The organism is Plasticicumulans acidivorans (genome assembly GCF_003182095.1).
GTDB classification, from domain to species: Bacteria; Pseudomonadota; Gammaproteobacteria; order Competibacterales; family Competibacteraceae; genus Plasticicumulans; species Plasticicumulans acidivorans.
The window spans coordinates 1-19,015 of the sequence record NZ_QGTJ01000015.1; the positions used below are offsets into that span (position 1 = coordinate 1).

Sequence of the window (19,015 nt, forward strand, 5' to 3'; positions counted from 1 at the left end):
CGCCCGCAGAGCGCCCCGCACGAGCGCCTGATCAGCTTCGTCACCGACCGCCCCGGGCATGACTGGCGCTACGCCATCGACGCCCGCAAGATGCGTGAACGCTTGAGCTGGGGACCGCAGGAGACCTTCGATACCGGTATCGTTAAAACCGTCGATTGGTATCTGAGTCGTGCATGATGGACAAAGCGGCGGTTGTTCTCACGGCGCTTGAAACCGCAAAGACGGCCTTAGCTGTCCAGGCCTCCGCCGTCCAGGCGCTGGTTCCGCGTATTGCCGAGCCTTTTGAGGCTGTGGTCGAACTGCTGCTGCACTGCGATGGCCGGCTGGTCGTGTCGGGAATGGGCAAGTCGGGACTGGTGGGGCGCAAAATCTCAGCAACGCTGGCCTCGACGGGCACGCCGAGTTTTTTCCTGCACCCGGCAGAAGCCCTGCACGGTGATCTGGGCATGATCTGTCCGGGTGATGTGATTCTGCTGATCAGCAACAGTGGTGAGACAGACGAGGTGCTGCGCTTGCTGCCGGCGCTGCGTCATTTCGGCAACACCGTGATTGCCATGACGGGGCATCTGGATTCGACGCTGGCGAAAGCCGCCCGCTGGACGCTGGATATTTCCGTCGAGCGCGAAGCCTGCCCGCTTAATCTCGCGCCGACGACATCGACGTTGGTGACGATGGCGATGGGCGATGCCTTGGCCGTCGCGCTGATGCAGGCACGTGATTTTCAGCCGCAGGATTTCGCCCGTTTCCATCCGGGCGGCAGTCTCGGTCGTCGTCTGCTGACCCGCGTCAGTGATGTCATGCATCGTGAATTGCCGTGCGTGCCGCTTGGCACCACGCTGCGCGATACGATGCTGACAATGACGGCAGGGCGGTTGGGGGTTGCACTTGTGCTGGATGAGCCCGGTCACCTGGCGGGAATCCTCACCGATGGTGATCTGCGGCGGGCATTCACCGAAAAAGCCGCCGAGCTCGAAGGGCATGTGGAGCGCTACATGACAAGCTCGCCAAAAATCATCGGGGCGGATGAGATGTGGTTCGATGCCGAGCAGCTGATGCATCAGCGCAAGATTAAATGCCTCGTGGTCGTGGACGATCAGCGTAAGCCGGTCGGGATCGTCGATATATTTGACCATTGAAACTGATATTCTGCGCTATTCATGCTGCAGCACAGTCTGTATCAAGTATCGAGGTCTCTGCTATGCCCACGGTTATCAAAGTCTGCGAATTAAGTATTTCCAACGATGCGCCGCTGGTGTTTATCGCAGGTCCGTGCGTGATTGAGGGCAGGGCCTTCGCGCTTGAAACGGCATCTCGTCTGGCCGAGATATTTGCTGGCCTAGGTGTGGGATGGATCTATAAATCATCTTTCGACAAAGCCAATCGCAGTTCCGCTGATTCATTTCGCGGGGTCGGTTTGGCCGAAGGTCTGGATATTCTTGCTGAAGTTCGCGATCGTGTCGGTGTTCCTGTTCTGACGGATGTACACGAGAAAGAGCAGGTAGCAGACGTAGCGCGGGTGGTCGATATGTTGCAGACGCCTGCATTTCTTTGTCGACAGACTGACTTTATTCAGTGCGTTGCTGGTGCAGGTAAACCTGTCAATATAAAAAAAGGGCAGTTTCTATCACCTTGGGATATGCGCAATGTGCTGGCAAAAGCTGTAGCGACCGGCAATGATCAAATCGCTCTGTGTGAGCGAGGAGCGAGTTTCGGTTACGGCAATCTCGTTGTTGACATGCGTGGTTTGCCCATCATGGCAGCAACTGGGCACCCAGTCGTCTTTGATGCTACGCATTCAGTTCAATTGCCTGGAGCCCAGGGTAATGCCAGTGGTGGGCAGCGCGAATTCGTACCCGCGCTTGCCCGGGCTGCAGTCGCAACCGGGGTTGCGGCGGTGTTCATGGAAACACATCCATCGCCGGATGAGGCTCCGTGCGACGGCCCGAATATGGTGCCATTCTCAGAGTTAGCACCCTTGGTGAAACAGTTGCAGTCAATTGATCGTGTGATCAAGATGGGTAGTTAGTTGTGTTTTATAGCGTATTGTAAATGTTGGGTTTGCAGATGAATGCGTTTTTTATTACTGTCTGTAAGGCAGTATAACTAAGCATGCTGTTTATTTATCTATAAAGGTCGAGTGAAATAGTCCTTGATCTAGATTCAGTGCGATGTTCTCCGTATCTAAACCGTTGACTAAATCGAATGCTATGCTGACGTTAATGCCTCGTCGGTCAGACGAGTTATGAATAAAACGGGGTTTTAAGTGGAAATAAAATATATTTTTAAATTTAAAAAACAAAATCTGAACGCAATAGCTTGGGGTTTTTGATGTTGGTTTTTATATAAATTGATGGCTTGTGCGCTATTGTAGTTAGAGTCGATGTGCTCGCTATTTTAAATGGCGCTGTAATGATGAATTTCCCAGTTGAATTGAGCGAGTGATTTGAAATGAGTGTCGTTTTTCGCGACTTTGCGAATTCTTTGCGTTCTTGGCTGCGTGCAAATGGGCGGCGTATTTATCGGGCGATGCCGTTGTCAGAAGGGGCCAAGTTGCATTTGGTCGGTATCCTGTATCGGATAGCTGGTCCATTGTTTGAAGGAACAGTTCATTATGCTGCTTGGAAACGACGGAGAGATGGAGCTGCGCAGCTAGATGAAAGCATTGCCTTGGGTGTGGTGCGGGCTGAAGATATTGACTCAATTATCGCAGAACTTCATTTTGATGAAGTGTCTGATCCGATAGTGACGATCGCTATTCCTGCTTATGGTAATCTTCCTGTTACTTTAACTTGTCTGCGGTCTATTTTTAGACACCGGCCGGCAGTGTCTATAGAAGTGCTTGTTATAGAGGACTGCTCCGGGGATACAGAGATAGACAGGCTGTCAGAAATTCGTGGGTTGCGTTTTGAAAAAAACCCGCACAATCTCGGTTTCTTGTTGTCGTGCAATCGAGTTGCTGAATTGTCTCGTGGCCGTTACCTGTATTTTTTGAACAACGATACCGAAGTTACTAGTGGCTGGTTAGATGCGTTAGTCTCTGTTTTCGATAATCATGAGACGTGCGGTTTAGTTGGGTCTAAATTAATATATCCGGATGGCCGCTTGCAGGAAGCGGGTGGAATTGTATGGAAAGATGGTTCCGCGTGGAATTATGGGAGGTTGCAGGATCGGGACTTTCCAGAGTTTAATTATTTGCGACAGGTCGATTATTGCTCTGGTGCGTCAATTATGATTCCGCTGGAGCTGTTTAAGCAGCTGGGCGGTTTCGATGTGCGTTTTGTTCCGGCTTATTATGAAGATACGGACCTGGCCTTTTCAGTGCGGCACTTAGGTTACGATGTTTATTATCAGCCAGATTCCGTGGTGGTGCATTATGAAGGGGTTTCCCACGGCACTGACGTGGAACATGGTATTAAGGCCCATCAAACTGTAAATCAAGAACGATTTAAAGAGAAATGGAAAGAAGTGCTGGATGCTTTTCATTTTAATAATGCTGATAATGTTTTTTTGGCAAGAGATCGTTCAGGTTCAAAAAAAATTATTTTGATGCTTGATCATTACGTACCTCAGCCGGATCGCGATGCGGGTTCACGGTCAATGATGGCTATTATTCGTGAGCTGCTTTGCATGGGATATGTCGTAAAGTTTTGGCCGCATAATCATTGGTATGATCCTGTTTATACGCCAAAGCTTCAAGCCCTTGGAGTGGAGGTTGAGTATGGTGCCCGTTATATGGGGCAGTTTGATAAATGGATGCAAGAGCACGCTAAATATCTAAGTGCAGTGTTACTTTCACGTCCGGATGTGGCACTGGATCATATTAAAAGTGTCTTGAAATATAAAAATTTGCGAATCATGTATTATGGCCATGATATTCATTATTTGAGGCTAATTGAGCAGCTAAAGTACGAGCCAGATAATAGTACTGTTGCTAAAGAAGCAAAAAGGCTTGAGTTTGTTGAAAAAAAAATATGGAAAGAAGTCGATGTCGTTTTCTATCCATCTAATTTGGAGACAGAAGAAGTTACTAATTTTTTACGCCAGGAAAAGCATCCAGCTAAAGCAATAACGCTTCCTGTTTTTGCTTTCTCGACGTTCTCAGACGACGCTTGCGCTAATCTTGTGAATCGAGAAGGTGTCTTGTTTGTGGCTGGTTTTGGTCATCCACCAAATTCTACAGCAGCACGCTGGTTGGTAGAGACGATTATGCCGATGGTGTGGAGTGAATTGCCGGATATAAAACTCAAATTGGTTGGCTCCAATCCGTCGGAAGAGGTTCTTTTGTTGGCTGGTGAGCGTGTCGAGGTTGTCGGGTTCGTTTCTGATGAAGTGCTCGCGCAATATTATAAAAATGCTAGGGTTGCCACTGCGCCGTTATTATTTGGCGGGGGAATGAAAGGAAAGGTTATTGAGGCAATGAGGTTCGGATTGCCCATGGTAACTACATCGGTGGGTGCTCAGGGTTTGTCCGATGCCGGCAATGCATTATCAGTATCTGATGATGCAGAACGTATTGCTCAGGAAATTATCAAGCTTGCTGCAAGGGATGAGGACTGGAGTGTGCAATCTAAAGCAGGGCTTGCGTACGTTAAGAGGAATTTCTCTTTAGATGCAATGCACCGCGCATTGGTTGCTGGTCTTGCCGACTAGTTATTCAGCTATCTGAAAAGTTGATATTTTTTTATTCGTATTCGCTTGGGGCAAATGCTCTAGGTGGCGATGGTTGATAGGTGCCTGCTTCTATCATGCACGGGGTTAAACTGAGCGTTTCTGTTGTAGAGTATTTTTCGGCGCCGGATATTTTGGTGGAAACTTTGCGTCGGCTTGAGTCTGCAGTATTTTTTGCAAAAACAAGCGCGATTTTATATGTCATTAACAACCGGCCGAATCAAAGTTTGTCGCTGCCAGATTTGCAGAGCGACGTTTTTATGGAGTTGAGAGTAAAAAGTGGGCAGGGAAACGTAGGTTTTGGTCGAGGGCATAACATCGCTATCTCCGAGGTGGTGTCCGAGTATCATTTAATCCTTAACCCCGATGCCTTTTTGGAAGTGGATGCGATAGAAAAAGCTATAGCTTTTTTGGATGAGCATCCGGACGTTGGGTTGGTCGTTCCGGATGCGCTCGCTCCCAATGGGAACCGGCAGTATTTATGCAAACGTTACCCGACGTTATTGGATTTGATGCTGAGAGGGTTTGCACCTGCAGTGCTGCATCGGCTGTTTAGAAAGCGCTTGAATCGCTACGAAATGCAGGATGTCGTCGGGAGTGATGTTTTATTGGATCCTCCGATAGTTTCGGGCTGTTGTATGTTGTTTCGAACGGATGTATTAAAAAAACTGAACGGTTTCGATCCTCGTTACTTTCTTTATTTTGAAGACTTTGATCTAAGTTTGCGAACGGCACGCGTGACACATATTGCGTATTTGCCGAGTATGAAAATTATTCACTATGGCGGATATGCCGCGCGTAAAGGCTGGCGGCATGTGTATCTTTTTATGCGCTCTGCTATGACCTTCTTTCGTACTTATGGATGGAAGTTCTGGTGAGCGTTCTTGTTACAGGTGCGAGCGGTTTTATTGGCTCTCGGCTATTTAACGCTTTAGAGCGCGAGGGGGGGGATGTCGTTGCCTTGGTGCGGAATAATGGTGGCCAGAGTATCCGCGCGCGCATAGGTGACTTGACCCAGCCGCACACATTGGAAACAGCCTGTGCGGGGGTCGACACGCTTTATCATTGTGCAGGTTTTGCTCATGCCTGGGCAGGAGATGAGGCGCGGCTATCAGCGCGGCATTGGGCTGTGAACTTCGAGGGGACGAGAAATTTATTCGAGGCTGCCGGTCGCGTAGGCGTGCGACGCGCGGTGTTTCTTTCCAGCGTCAAGGCAATGGGGGAGCCAGGGGATCGTTGTGTTGACGAGGACTGGCCTGTAGAGCCGATGACGGCTTATGGCCAAGCAAAACGTGCTGCGGAGGAAGCGGTCTTATCTGCGGGGCATCGCTATGACATGCATGTCGTCAATCTGCGTTTGGCCATGGTTTACGGTCCTGGTGGGCGGGGTAATCTGGAGCGCATGGCTGCAATGATTCGCCGCGGCTTTTTCCCTGCTTTGCCGGAAACGGGCAATCGGCGTTCACTTGTGCATGTCGACGATGTCGTGGCTGCTGTTTGTCTCGTTGCTGAAGCTGCGGCGGCGGCTGGTCGAACCTATATTGTCGCGGATGAGCGGGCTTATTCAGGACAGGAGCTTTATGCTGCTTTGAGGTCAGTGCTCGGAATGCCGAAAGCGCGCTCGAATATTCCTAAAGTTGTTTTGCAAGGGCTTGCGCGGACTGGGGATTGCATTGAGAAGGTTTTAGCGCGGCGTTTACCATTTAATACGGAAGTGCTGGATAAACTGCTTGGATCTGCATGTTATTCACCGCAACGAATTCATCAGGAGCTGGGGTGGAAGGCGAGCGTTACTTTGCTGGACGGGTTGCGCAGCATGCTGGAGTGTGATGCTTCCCATTGAAGACTTCGTTCTGAGAATGCCTCAATGCAGAGATGTTGCGGTAGATTAAGCGGTCTCTTTGCTGCGATTCGAGGCATGCCCACCAGTGGCTCTGTTCCCCTTTCTGGTCGCGTTCGTGGTTGCTTTGTGGCTAACGCGTAGCCTGTGTGATCCGGCCTCCCGTTTTCGTTTACGCCTGATCGACCATCCCAACGAGCGTTCTTTGCACACTCTGCCCACACCGCGCAGTGGCGGCGTTGCCGTGCTCGGAGGGGTGGGGGCTGGATTGTCGATAGCGTTCATCCAGCAGCCAATTTTGCGGGCGGAAGATTTGTTCTGGTTGATTTTGCCTGCTGCATTGATTGCGGTGATCTCACTGCTTGACGATCGGAAAAGCATTGCTGCCCGTTGGCGTTTGCTTGTCCATTTTGTGGCAGCGATCGCATTTTTGCTGCTTGGTCCAGCTCCAGCTGATATCGGCATGCCGGGTGGAGGGGGGCTTTCCGCAGAGGGCTTGATGGTTGTATTTGTTATAATATTTTTAGTCTGGATGACTAATTTATATAATTTTATGGATGGAATGGATGGTTTTGCTGGTGGCATGGCGGCGATCGGGTTTGGCGCGTTTGCGTTGCTGGGGATGATGGCGGGTGCAGACGGCTTTTCCGTAGTAGCCGGTGTTATCGCCGCAGCGGCAACAGGTTTTTTATGCTTGAATTTCCCACCCGCACGAATCTTCATGGGCGATACCGGTTCTGCAACCCTGGGCTTCCTTGCGGGAGGCATGATCTTATGGGCCCAGCATGATGGCGTTTTTCCGTTCTGGATCGGCGTGCTGGTGTTTTCCCCATTTGCCGTGGATGCGACGGTTACGCTCATCAGGCGGGCAGTGCAGGGCGAGCGTGTCTGGGAACCACATCGCACCCATTTCTATCAGCGCTTGGTGCAACTTGGTTGGGGGCACCGCAAAACGGTGCTGGCCGAGTACACACTCATGTTGGCATGCGCAATAGCGGCATTTGTGGCTGGCAGGCTCGGTGTACTTGGACAGCAGCTTTTGGTTTTTGCAGTGGTCATTGTCTACGGGGTTCTGATGATTGTCGTGACGCGACTCGAACGTCGTGTAGGGGCGCATCAATGAAAATCTGGCTGCGTCGCTGGCAGCATCCGTTGACGGCATTTCTTTACGATCTGGCTGTGACACCGCTGGCGTGGTACGGGGCGCACTGGCTGCGTTTCAACTTTGAGCAGATCCCTCCCATTTACGTTTACAGAGCGACCTTGCTGCTGCCGCTGGTTTTGCTGGTGCATTCCGTCTGCTATTGGAGTTTCGGGCTTTATCGTGGCGTGTGGCGCTTTGCGTCGATGCCCGACTTCGTACGTATCGCGCAGGCCGTCTTTGCCGCAGGGACAAGCTGTTGGCTCAGCGTGGCGTTACTGGCTTACGCCGAGCTGCTGCCCCCCGTTCCGGTTCCACGCTCATCTTTTGCTTTGACGGCGTTGCTGCTGCTGGCATTTCTGGGGGGCGGGCGTTTTATCTACCGATGGGTGAAAGACCACCAGCTGTATGTAAAGCGCGGACATCGAGTTCTGGTTGTCGGGGCGGGGCGGGCAGGGGAAATGCTCGTGCGTGACCTGCTGCGTGATCCTGCCGCGGACTATTTGCCGGTGGCGTTCGTCGATGATGATCCAGCCAAGCGCGGGCGCGACATTCACGGCATCCGCGTTGCGGGAGACAGTCGCCACGTACGTAACATTGCTGACAGATTCAAAGCTGATTTGATCTTTATCGCCATGCCTTCCGCAAGCGGCAGTCAGATGCGCCGACTGGTCGCGGCTTGCGAAGCCAGCGGGCGCCCGTTCCGCACTCTGCCCAACCTGCAGGAGCTGCTCGACGGGAAGGCAGCGATCAAGCTGATGCGTGAAGTGGCGCTGGAAGATCTGCTTGGTCGGGATCCGGTTTCGCTCGACTGGGAGGCGATTCGTTCCGCACTGACTGCCCGCAGCGTACTGGTCAGTGGCGGCGGTGGTTCCATCGGTTCCGAGTTATGCCGACAGATAGCCCGACTTGGGCCGCGGCGATTGGATATCGTCGACGCCTGTGAATTCAATCTGTACCGGATCGATATGGAGCTGCGTCGGGAGTGGCCGTCGCTTGATCTGCAGGTGCATCTGCTCGATGTGCGCGATGCAGATGGTTTGAATCGCCTTTTTGGTGACTTGCATCCAGAACTGGTGTTTCACGCTGCTGCTTACAAGCATGTGCCGATGCTGGAGGCACAGCCCTGTGCCGCAGTCGGCAATAACGTGTTTGGCACGATGGAGCTGGCGCGTGCAGCCGATCGCTACGGTGCCCAGGTCTGTGTGCTGATTTCGACGGACAAAGCGGTCAATCCGACCAATGTGATGGGGGCGAGCAAGCGGTTGGCGGAAATGTTCTGCCAGAACTTCGCGGCGCGTAGCAGCACCCGTTTCATCACGGTTCGTTTCGGGAACGTGCTGGGTTCGGCGGGCAGTGTGGTGCCTTTATTCCGTGAACAGATCGCACGTGGTGGCCCGGTGACCGTCACGCATCCGGACATGGAACGTTACTTCATGACGATTCCGGAAGCCGCACAGCTGATTTTGCAGGCTGCCGCAGTCGGACAGGGGGGCGAAATCTTCGTCCTGGACATGGGGGAGCCGGTGCAGATCCGTTATCTGGCAGAACAGATGATCCGGTTGTCTGGCCAGGAGCCGGGGCGAGATATCGAGATCGTGTATACCGGGCTGCGGCCCGGAGAAAAGCTCTACGAAGAGCTGTTTCACGAGCGCGAGCGTTTAAGGCCAACCTCGCATGCCAAGTTGTTGCTTGCACAGGCGCGTCTGGTGCATTGGGCGGCTTTCCTTGAGGCGCTGGAAGTCTTGCGTGCCGATTGTCTGGCACACCGCGATGCGGTCGTGCTGACCAGAATGCACGAGCTTGTCCCGGAGTTCAGGCAGGACGGTGTGGCGGCGCTGACGCAGGAAAATCAAGCACCGCCTTCCCAGGCTGCTGCATCCTGATCGGGAACTGGCAGCGAGGACGTGGTTTGCTAGCTGTTCAGACGCGCGCCGACCCGCGCCGTTTTGACCCGGTTGCCAGCGACTTTGACGATCTCGACCGGGTGGCCGGCGATCAGCACGCTGGTTCCGGGCTCTGGAATGCTGTCGAGCGATTCCATGATCAGGCCGTTCAGCGTCTTCGGGCCGTCGGTCGGCAATTCCCAGCCGAGTTTGCGATTGATCTTGCGCACGGTGGCGACGCCATCGATCAGGTAGCCACCATCGGCGGTCGGCGTCATGCCGCGGCTGCCGGCGGTCGGGTCGGTGGTGAACTCGCCGACGATTTCTTCAAGGATGTCTTCCAGCGTCACCAGGCCGAGTAGATCACCGTATTCATCGACGACCAGACCGATGCGACGCTGCTCGCTTTGAAACGCGAGGAGCTGTGCATTCAGCGGGGTGCCCTCAGGAATGAAGTACGCCTCCCGCACCAGCGCTTCGAGGCCCTCACGATTCAGTCCCCCGGGCTGCTGCAGGAATGGCAGTACCTTGCGCAGATGCAAAAAACCGATGACGTGGTCGACGTCGCCGCGAAAGACCAGCAGTTTGGTGTACTGGCTGTGTGTGATCTGTTTGACGATGGTGTCCCAGTCGTCGTCGAGATCGATGCCGACGATTTCATTACGCGGCACCATGATGTCTTCGACGGTGACTTCCTCCAGTTCCAGAATGGAGAGCAGCATGCGCTGGTGCCGGCGTGGAATCACTTTGCCGGACTCAAGTACGACGCTGCGCAATTCTTCAGAGCTGAGCGCCTGGGCTGGCACTTCGGTATCGCGTATGCCCAGGGGGCGCAGTAGTACACTGGCCATCGCATTGATCAGCCAGACCAGCGGATAGAGCAGGCGCAGCAAAGGCGTCAGCACGAGTGTTGCCGGCAGCGCGATACGTTCAGGATGCAGTGCACCCAGTGTCTTAGGCGTGACCTCGGCAAACAGCAGAAAGACCAGCGTGATGACGGCGGTGGCGACGGCAACACCGGCTTCCCCCATCAATTCGACTGCCAGTACGGTCGCGAGTGAAGCGCCGAGGTTATTGACGAAATTGTTGCCGAGCAGAATGAGACCGAGCAGGCGATCAGGGCGCTTGAGCAGCTCAAGGGTACGGATCGCCCTCCGGTCCCCGCTGCGGGCGCGATGCGCCAGGCGGTAGCGATTCAGGCTCATCAGGCCTGTTTCTGCGCCGGAAAAGAAAGCTGAGCAGGCGACGAGCACGACGATGGCGATGATCAGAATCGCCAGGCGGGAATCATCCAAGTGGGGCGGCCCGGGTGTGACAGGAGCACTTCTTGTACGAAGCACCGCGCGGATGTGTCAAGTTCGACTTAGCCGCGCTGGAGGACCAGTTCGAGAACCAGCTTCGATCCGAAGTACGCGAGTACCAGTACGCCGAAACCGGCCAGCGTCCAGCGAATGGCGATGCGTCCGCGCCAGCCGAAGCGTGCACGTCCCCACAGCAGAATGCCGAATACGCCCCATGCAGCGATCGACAGCACGGTCTTGTGCACCAGGTGCTGGGCAAAAATATCGTCGAGAAACAGAAAGCCCGATAGCAGTGCCAGCGTCAGGGCGGTGAAACCTGCGGTAATCATCTGAAACAGAAGGGTTTCCATCGTGACCAGCGGTGGGATGCCGCGCAGAAATCCTCCTGGATGACGCCGGCGCAGGCGCCGGTCCTGAACGGCGAGCAGTATTGCCTGGACGGCGGCAAGAGCCAGCAGTGCGTACGCCGTCATGGAAATCAGGATGTGCAGTTCGAGTCGCCAGCGAGCGGCATCGGTCACGATGCGTGATGAAGGGAAGATAAGCGCCAGCACGACCGTGGTGGCGGCAAACGGCAGCAGTACGATGCCGAGATTTTCGACGGGTCGCACCAGCGAGCACAGCAGCAGCAGCACGGCGATCAGCCAGCCTGTGAACGACAGTGCATTGAAAAATCCCAGATTCATGCCGTCCGGCTGCACGATGCTCGTGCCAAGCACTGCGCCGTGCAGCGCAATGGCAACGAGGATCAAGGCGAGTATCGTGGCCTTCCCCGGGAGATTCGTCTGGCCTGCGCGCGCAAGCCGTATGCCGAGAAATGCGCCGGTAAGCAGGTAGAGGCAGGCGGCAAGACCGCCAGACGCTGCGCTGTACATAGAAAGTCGATCCGCGGAAATTGGCACGGGCAATGATCGCACATGCCGCCTTGGCCGGCAGGGCGCCGCTCAGCGATCGCGGCTGCGCCTCGATATACTGACGGCCTGATCGCACTGCCTTACCGGGAATCCCCATGTTCGAGAATCTCAGCGAGCGTCTGCTACGCACCGTCAAGCACTTACGCGGGCAGGCTCGCCTCACCGACGACAATATCAAGGATGCACTGCGCGAGGTGCGCATGGCACTGCTCGAGGCGGACGTCGCCTTGCCGGTCGTGCGCACATTCATTGAGCATATTCGTGAGCGCGCTGTTGGTCAGGAGGTCATGACTGCGCTGTCGCCGGGGCAGGTGCTGGTCAAGATCGTCAATGAGGAGCTCGTGCGCCTGATGGGCGAGGCCAATGCAGCGCTCGATCTGCGCGCGCAACCACCCGCCGTGGTGCTGATGGCAGGTCTGCAGGGCTCCGGCAAAACCACCAGTACGGCAAAGCTCGCTCGTTTCCTGCGTGAGCGGGAAAAGAAGAAGGTGATGGTCGTCAGTTGCGACGTGTACCGTCCGGCGGCGATCAAGCAGCTTGAGACGCTTGCCCGCGAGGTCCAGGTCGAGTGGTTTCCGAGCACGCCGGATCAGGCGCCCGTGGCCATCGCCCGTGCGGCGCTGGATCTCGCGCGCAAGCAGTTCTTCGATGTGCTGCTGATCGATACGGCAGGCCGCCTGCACGTCGACGCCGAAATGATGGATGAGATCCGCGCGCTGCATGCGGCGGTCGATCCGGTCGAGACCTTATTCGTCGTTGACGCGATGACCGGTCAGGATGCGGCGAACACGGCCAAGGCGTTCCATGATGCCTTGCCGCTGACAGGCGTGATTCTGACCAAGGCTGATGGTGATGCTCGCGGCGGCGCGGCTCTGTCGATTCGTGAAATCACCGGTAAACCGATCAAATTCCTTGGCGTCGGCGAAAAGACCAGCGCCCTTGAGCCTTTTCATCCGGACCGTGTGGCCTCGCGCATACTCGGTATGGGCGATGTGCTCAGTCTGATCGAGGAAGTCGAAAGCAAGGTTGACAAGGAAAAGGCCTTGAAGCTCGCGGAAAAGGTCAAGGCTGGAAAAAACTTTGATTTTTATGATTTTCGTGAGCAGATGGAGCAAATGATGGCGATGGGCGGCATGGCGGGCCTGCTCGATAAATTGCCGGGCATGGGCAATGTGCCTGATGACGTCAAAAAGCAGGTCAACGACAAGCAGGTCAAACGGCTGATCGCAATCGTCAATTCGATGACGCCACAGGAGCGGCGTTTTCCGGATCTGATCAAGGGTTCCCGCAAGCGGCGCATTGCCCTCGGTGCCGGCGTTCAGGTGCAGGAAGTCAACCGTTTGCTCAAGCAGTTCGATGAAATGCGTCGGATGATGAAAAAAATGTCCGGCGGTGGCCTCAACAAGCTGATGCGTGCGATGAAAGGCAAGCTGCCGCTCGGTGGTATGGGCGGCGGAATGCCGCCTTTGCGCTGAGGATGCGCCGACAGGCTTGAGAGCGCTGTATTTTCGCGTACAATCCGCGGTTTTCTCAGGCCGTGCCCGGGACTGTGGGCGCGGTCTTTTCGTCACTGCATGACCTTATACTGAATTCAACGAGGACTGTTATGGTCACCATTCGCCTGGCTCGTGGCGGCGCGAAGAAGCGTCCTTTTTACCATGTGATCGTCGCTGATAGCCGCAACCGCCGCGATGGTCGTTACATCGAGCGCTTGGGGTTCTTCAATCCGATCGCGAAGGGCGGTGAGCAGCGCTTGTCGCTGAACATCGAGCGTATCGGTTACTGGCAGGGCACCGGCGCCCAGGTCTCCGACCGTGTTGCTGCTCTGCTGAAAGAGCAGGCTAAATTGCAGCAGGCTGCCTGATTTAGAGTCTGGTTCGCGTGGAACAGGCGGCGGCGTCAAGTGACTGGGTCGTGCTCGGCCAGGCGACAGGGCATTACGGTGTCCGCGGCTGGATCAAAGTCTATTCGTACACGTCGCCACTCGACGGTATTGCTCGTTATTCGCCGCTTTACCTCAACTTCGGTGGTGAGTGGCGTTCCTGCCGTCTAGAAGGCGGACGGATGCAGGGCAAGGGCGTCGTCCTCAAATTCGAAGGGGTCGACGACCGTGATGCTGCGGCCGCTCTGATCGGTTGCGAAATCGGTATTCAGCGCGAGCAGTTACCGCCTCCCTCGCCCGGAGAGTACTACTGGACGGATCTGGAAGGCTTGCGGGTGCTGACGCTCGACGGAGTTGATCTGGGACGTGTGGATCATCTGTTTGAAACCGGGGCCAACGATGTGCTGGTCGTCCGCGGTGAGCGGGAGCGCCTGATCCCGTTTCTGCGGGAGCGGGTGGTCCGGGAAATTGATCTGGATGCCGGGCTGATGCGAGTCGACTGGGACCCTGATTTCTGAGTCGTACCACCATGCGGATTGATGTCGTCACGCTGTTTCCCGCTTTCTTCGAGGCGTTTCTTGCTGAAGGTGTGACGGGGCGTGGTGTACAGCGCGGGCTGCTGGAAGTGCATACCTGGAACCCGCGTGACCATGCACGCGATCGTCACGCCAGCGTGGATGATCGGCCGTATGGTGGCGGGCCGGGAATGCTGATGAAGCTGCAGACTTTGCGTGATGCCATTGGGCAGGCCCGCACGGCGGCAGGCAGTCGGGGGCGCACGATTTACCTGAGTCCGCAAGGTCGCAGGCTGGATCAGGCGGGTGTTGCGGAGCTTGCATCGGAACAGCATCTGCTGCTGGTGTGCGGTCGTTACGAGGGTATCGACGAGCGCATCGTCCTCAGCGAGATCGATGAGGAATGGTCGATCGGTGATTATGTGCTGTCGGGTGGTGAGCTGGCCGCCGCAGTGATGATCGATGCGGTTAGTCGACTGGAGCCGGGTGTGTTGGGGAACGAGGCTTCTCATCAGCAGGACTCGTTCATGGATGGTCTGCTGGATTGTCCGCATTACACGCGACCGGAAGAGATTGACGGATTGAGAGTGCCGCCAGTGTTGTTGTCGGGCGACCACGCGGCCATTGCGCGCTGGCGTCGGCAGCAGGCGCTGGGGCGTACATGGCTGCGCCGTCCCGATCTGCTGGCAGGTCGGGTTCTCGACAGTCAGGAGCGAACGTTGCTGGATGAGTTCATTCGGCAGCATGAACTTGAATCACAGGGTGTCGGCGCTGCGGCTCCGGACCCGACGGAACCGTAGGGGAGCATTCATATGAGCAACATCATTGATCAGTTGGAGCAGGAGCAGATCGCCGGCAAGGAAATCCCGGCGTTCGGACCGGGAGACACCGTAGTGGTGCAGGTCAAGGTCAAGGAAGGTAACCGTGAGCGTCTGCAGGCTTTTGAAGGCGTCTGCATCGCCCGCCGTAACCGCGGCCTGAACTCCGCTTTTACCGTGCGCAAGATCTCGCACGGTGAGGGCGTGGAGCGTGTTTTCCAGACCTACAGCCCGGCCATCGCCTCAATCAGCGTCAAGCGTCGCGGCGATGTCCGTCGTGCGAAGCTCTACTTCCTGCGCGGGCTCGAAGGCAAGGCTGCACGCATCAAGGAGAAGCTGGTGCGTTCGTCGTCCTGATTCGGGATGGCGGGGCTCTGCTCGCACAAACGTGTTTAGCGTAAAAAGGCGTCTCTCGGAGTGAGGGACGCCTTTTTCATTGTGTGTGCCTCCAGGGAGACTATGCGTGTTGCAATGCAGCGATGGCTGTATTGCAATGTTGTAAACCGCATATGAAAGAGGAAGCCTGCCGATGAGGTCTGATCCCGAACGCTGGCTGCAGCCCGTCCGGACGATTGCTGCCGCGGCGGCCGCGCAGATTCTGGCGATTTACGCCGATGAAATGAGTGTTGACGTCGATATCAAAGACGATGCGACACCTTTGACCCGGGCCGATCGTGTCGCTCATGAAGCTATTGTCGCGGGGCTGTGTGCGCTGACGCCTGATATTCCGGTGATCTCGGAAGAATCCGTGGCGCTGCCTTTTGCCCAGCGGCAGTCGTGGCCACGCTACTGGCTGATCGATCCGCTGGATGGCACCAAAGAGTTCATCAAGCACAACGGCGAATTCACCGTTAACATCGCATTGATCGAGCAGCATCAGCCGGTGCTCGGTGTCGTGCATGTACCCGTTACCGGTGCCAGCTACTTCGCGGTACGCGGCCGAGGTGCCTGGCGCGCGGATGCGGATGGTGTGGTGCAGCGCATTCGCGTGCGCAGCCAGTGCGGAGCGGTCGTGCGCGTGGTCAGCAGTCGCTCGCACGGCACGCCGGAGGTGGATGCCTTTATTCACCAGCTCGGCGATCACGCCTTCCTTGCTGTTGGCAGTTCGCTGAAATTCTGCCGGGTCGCCGAAGGTCAGGCAGATGTCTACCCGCGCCTGGGGCACACCTCGGAATGGGACACGGCCGCTGCCCAGTGCATCGTCGAGGCGGCCGGTGGGCATGTCATGCAGCTGGATGGCAGCCCGCTTGTCTACAACACGCGGGAATCGTTCATCAACCCGTATTTCATCGCCGTGGGGGATGGGTCGAGGGATTGGATGTCATTTGTTCCGGCCGAGGTCTGAAAATACCGCGCCTCGCAGACAACGGGCCTTGATGTGGCAAGGGTGATGCTGGCTCGATTTCATGAAATGGGCCGGGCATCCCGCTGCGAAGTTTCCTGCCCCTCGCGTGCTGGCGGGTGCTTGAAATCATCCTGAAGAGCCCCCATCTCGCGGCAGTCCGTATTTTCCGCGATGGAGCTTTTCCCACTATGACCGTCGATACGCACAAGGAAACCCTTGGCTTTCAAGCTGAAGTGAAACAGCTGCTTCAGCTGATGATCCATTCCTTGTATTCAAACAAGGAAATCTTTCTGCGTGAGTTGATTTCCAATGCCTCCGATGCCTGCGACAAGCTGCGTTTCGCGGCCTTGTCGGACAACTCGCTGTATGGAGACGATGGCGAGCTGAAGATTCACGTGAGCTACGATCCGGCCGCGCGCACGATCACCGTGCGTGACAATGGCGTCGGTATGGATCGTCAGGAAGTCATCGACAATATCGGCACCATCGCGCGCTCCGGCACGCGGGCGTTCTTCGAGCAGTTGAGCGGCGATCAGCAGCAGGATGCCCGCCTGATCGGCCAATTCGGTGTCGGTTTTTATTCGGCGTTCATCGTCGCCGATCGGGTGACGCTGAGTACGCGTCGCGCCGGTCTCGGTACCGAGCATGGCGTGCGCTGGGAATCCGCCGGCGCGGGCGATTACACGCTCGAAAACATTGAGCGTGCGGAGCGCGGCACGGAAATCGTCTTGCATCTGCGCGAGGGTGAAGACGAGCTGCTGAACGACTGGCGCCTGCGTTCGATCATTACCAAGTACTCGGACCATATCCAGCTGCCGGTCCTGCTCGACGTGCGCAAGCCGGCCAAGGACGATGAGCCGGAAACCATCGATGCCGAGCAGGTGAACAAGGGGTCTGCCTTGTGGGCGCGGCCCAAGAGCGAAGTCAGCGACGAGGAGTACCAGGCGTTCTACAAGCACGTCGCTCATGATTTCGAAGAGCCGCTGGCGTGGACGCACAACCGTGTCGAGGGCAAGCTCGAATACACGTCGCTGCTGTATGTGCCGGGTCGTGCACCGTTCGATCTCTGGGATCGTGATACACACCACGGCGTGAAGCTCTATGTGCAGCGTGTGTTCATCATGGATGATGCTGAACACCTGATGCCGCGTTATCTGCGCTTCGTGCGTGGCGTCATCGACTCGAATGACCTGCCGCTGAACGTCTCTCGTGAAATCCTGCAGTCGAACAAGGTCATCGATTCGATCCGGGCCGGCTCGGTCAAGAAAGTGCTGGGTCTGCTGGAGGATCTCGCCAAGAACTCCGCGGACAAGTACACCAGCTTCTGGGAAGCCTTTGGCCGCGTGCTGAAAGAAGGGCCGGCAGAAGACTTCGCCAATCGCGAACAAATTGCGGGCTTGCTGCGCTTTGCCAGCACGCAGACCGATACGCCGGAGCAGACGGTCAGCCTCAGCGACTACATCGCGCGGATGAAAGACGGCCAGGAGGCCATCTACTACATCACGGCCGATGGTTTTGCGGCGGCCAAGAACAGTCCGCACCTCGAAGTGTTCCGCAAGAAGGGCATCGAGGTGCTGTTGATGTCGGATCGGGTCGACGAGTGGCTGATGTCCCATCTCGAAGACTTCGAAGGCAAGCGCTTTGTCTCGGTCGCCAAAGGCGATCTCGATCTGGGGGCGATCGAATCCGAGGAGGACAAGGCTCAGCAGAAGGCGGTTGAGGACCGCTGCAAAGGCTTGGTCGAGCGGGTCAAGACAGCCCTCGGTGATGCGGTGCAGGAGGTTCGTGTATCACATCGCCTGACCGATTCACCGGCGTGCCTGGTGGTCTCCGAGCATGCGCTCAGTCCGCATTTCGAGCGCCTGCTGCGCGAGGCGGGGCAGGACGTGCCGGGCACCAAGCCGTCTCTGGAGCTTAACCCGGAGCACCCGCTGATCGCGCGGCTGGATGCTGAAGCCAACGATGCCCGTTTCTCGGATCTTGCCCAGCTGCTGCTGGGGCAGGCCATGCTGGCAGAAGGCGGACAGCTTGATGACCCTGCTGGTTTTGTCCGGCGCCTCAATGGCTTGCTGCTCGATCTGGCAGCCTGACACAATCGCTGTACGTAGCTGCCGTGGCATTGGTCAGCCCGCTTCGTGGTTGCTATCCTGCGGCGCATGGGTTTCGCCACGCATCGCTTTGGTGCGTGGCTGGCGCCAAGACGGAAGACCAAAAGGGGGTAGCACAATGACACTGAAGGATTTGCTGGCTGCAAAGAATGGCCGCACCATCACCGTTTCAGCGAGCGCATCGGTGGCTGAGGCGATTCGGGTGATGCACGACAACAAGGTTGGTGCGGTGCTGATCCCTGATGCGGGCGGCTGTCCGGTGGGTATCTTCACTGAACGTGACGTCGTCCGTGTCTACGCCGAAGGCGATGACCTGGCCGTGGTGCGGGTCGAAGAGCGCATGACCTGCTCGGTCGTGGTGGGCAAGCCTGAAGACACCGTGGACGAAGTGATGGCCCTGATGACCGAGCGCCGTTTCCGGCATCTGCCGGTCCTCGACAAGGGCAAGCTGATCGGTCTGGTATCGATCGGCGACGTGGTCAAGGCAAAGCTCGACGAAGCGGCCCGTGAAGCACAGACGCTGCGTGAGTACATCCATTCCTGATCGTGGTCTTGAGAACCAGGGCGCAGCGGATCATTCCGCTGCGCCCGCGTTCG

The 19,015-nt window shown here is 56.4% G+C and carries 17 protein-coding genes and 1 pseudogene; 16 read left to right on the forward strand and 2 right to left on the reverse strand.

The window, feature by feature from the left end; all coding sequences use genetic code 11:
* The 8 genes and pseudogenes from C7443_RS18460 to C7443_RS18495 form a co-directional block, all read left to right on the forward strand.
* Positions 1-177, forward strand: a pseudogene (locus C7443_RS18460) (GDP-mannose 4,6-dehydratase); the annotation flags it as partial.
* Positions 174-1,136: a KpsF/GutQ family sugar-phosphate isomerase gene (locus tag C7443_RS18465; RefSeq protein WP_281279429.1), complete on the forward strand. Its 963-nt coding sequence runs from the start codon at positions 174-176 to the stop codon at positions 1,134-1,136. The pseudogene C7443_RS18460 and the gene C7443_RS18465, both read left to right, overlap by 4 nt.
* Positions 1,137-1,198: 62 nt before the next feature.
* The gene (gene kdsA / locus C7443_RS18470; RefSeq protein ID WP_110020354.1) at positions 1,199-2,026 is read left to right on the forward strand and encodes a 3-deoxy-8-phosphooctulonate synthase; all 828 of its coding nucleotides are present in this window, start codon (positions 1,199-1,201) and stop codon (positions 2,024-2,026) included.
* 422 nt (positions 2,027-2,448) lie between these two features.
* Positions 2,449-4,650, forward strand: a complete 2,202-nt coding sequence (locus C7443_RS18475; protein ID WP_110020356.1) for a glycosyltransferase — start codon at positions 2,449-2,451, stop codon at positions 4,648-4,650.
* Between the two features lie 80 nt (positions 4,651-4,730).
* Positions 4,731-5,546 carry a glycosyltransferase gene (locus tag C7443_RS18480; protein ID WP_246004719.1) on the forward strand — a complete coding sequence of 272 codons (816 nt, stop codon included), beginning with the start codon at positions 4,731-4,733 and terminating at the stop codon, positions 5,544-5,546.
* Positions 5,543-6,511 carry an NAD-dependent epimerase/dehydratase family protein gene (locus C7443_RS18485; protein WP_170123693.1) on the forward strand — a complete coding sequence of 323 codons (969 nt, stop codon included), beginning with the start codon at positions 5,543-5,545 and terminating at the stop codon, positions 6,509-6,511. The genes C7443_RS18480 and C7443_RS18485 overlap by 4 nt, the downstream gene beginning before the upstream one ends.
* An 85-nt stretch (positions 6,512-6,596) precedes the next feature.
* Positions 6,597-7,631, forward strand: coding sequence for an MraY family glycosyltransferase (locus tag C7443_RS18490; protein WP_170123694.1), 1,035 nt, complete (start codon positions 6,597-6,599; stop codon positions 7,629-7,631).
* Positions 7,628-9,535 (forward strand): polysaccharide biosynthesis protein, encoded by a 1,908-nt coding sequence (locus tag C7443_RS18495; RefSeq protein WP_110020363.1) that lies wholly within the window; start codon positions 7,628-7,630, stop codon positions 9,533-9,535. The genes C7443_RS18490 and C7443_RS18495 overlap by 4 nt, the downstream gene beginning before the upstream one ends.
* A 29-nt stretch (positions 9,536-9,564) precedes the next feature.
* Here C7443_RS18495 and C7443_RS18500 read toward each other — a convergent pair whose 3' ends face one another.
* Positions 9,565-10,830: an HlyC/CorC family transporter gene (locus tag C7443_RS18500; RefSeq protein WP_110020364.1), complete on the reverse strand. Its 1,266-nt coding sequence runs from the start codon at positions 10,828-10,830 to the stop codon at positions 9,565-9,567.
* A gap of 68 nt (positions 10,831-10,898) precedes the next feature.
* Positions 10,899-11,711, reverse strand: coding sequence for a cytochrome C assembly family protein (locus C7443_RS18505; protein ID WP_110020366.1), 813 nt, complete (start codon positions 11,709-11,711; stop codon positions 10,899-10,901).
* Between the two features lie 134 nt (positions 11,712-11,845).
* On the opposite strand from C7443_RS18505, the gene ffh reads away from it, so the two are divergent.
* The 8 genes from ffh (at position 11,846) to C7443_RS18545 (ending at position 18,962) form a co-directional block, all read left to right on the forward strand.
* Positions 11,846-13,225: a signal recognition particle protein gene (gene ffh / locus C7443_RS18510; RefSeq protein WP_110020368.1), complete on the forward strand. Its 1,380-nt coding sequence runs from the start codon at positions 11,846-11,848 to the stop codon at positions 13,223-13,225.
* 131 nt (positions 13,226-13,356) lie between these two features.
* The gene (rpsP, locus tag C7443_RS18515) at positions 13,357-13,614 is read left to right on the forward strand and encodes a 30S ribosomal protein S16 (protein ID WP_110020369.1); all 258 of its coding nucleotides are present in this window, start codon (positions 13,357-13,359) and stop codon (positions 13,612-13,614) included.
* Positions 13,615-13,631: 17 nt separating this feature from the next.
* The gene (rimM, locus tag C7443_RS18520) at positions 13,632-14,150 is read left to right on the forward strand and encodes a ribosome maturation factor RimM (RefSeq protein WP_110020371.1); all 519 of its coding nucleotides are present in this window, start codon (positions 13,632-13,634) and stop codon (positions 14,148-14,150) included.
* Between the two features lie 11 nt (positions 14,151-14,161).
* Complete coding sequence (gene trmD / locus C7443_RS18525; RefSeq protein ID WP_110020373.1) at positions 14,162-14,947, forward strand: tRNA (guanosine(37)-N1)-methyltransferase TrmD; 786 nt, start codon at positions 14,162-14,164, stop codon at positions 14,945-14,947.
* A 12-nt stretch (positions 14,948-14,959) separates the two neighbouring features.
* Complete coding sequence (rplS, locus tag C7443_RS18530; protein ID WP_110020374.1) at positions 14,960-15,322, forward strand: 50S ribosomal protein L19; 363 nt, start codon at positions 14,960-14,962, stop codon at positions 15,320-15,322.
* Positions 15,323-15,494: 172 nt separating this feature from the next.
* Positions 15,495-16,310 (forward strand): 3'(2'),5'-bisphosphate nucleotidase CysQ, encoded by an 816-nt coding sequence (gene cysQ, locus C7443_RS18535; protein WP_211346205.1) that lies wholly within the window; start codon positions 15,495-15,497, stop codon positions 16,308-16,310.
* A gap of 188 nt (positions 16,311-16,498) precedes the next feature.
* Positions 16,499-18,400 carry a molecular chaperone HtpG gene (htpG, locus tag C7443_RS18540; protein WP_110020378.1) on the forward strand — a complete coding sequence of 634 codons (1,902 nt, stop codon included), beginning with the start codon at positions 16,499-16,501 and terminating at the stop codon, positions 18,398-18,400.
* Positions 18,401-18,536: 136 nt separating this feature from the next.
* Entirely contained in the window at positions 18,537-18,962 is a 426-nt protein-coding gene (locus C7443_RS18545; RefSeq protein ID WP_170123695.1) for a CBS domain-containing protein, read from the forward strand.
* Positions 18,963-19,015: the final 53 nt, after the last annotated feature.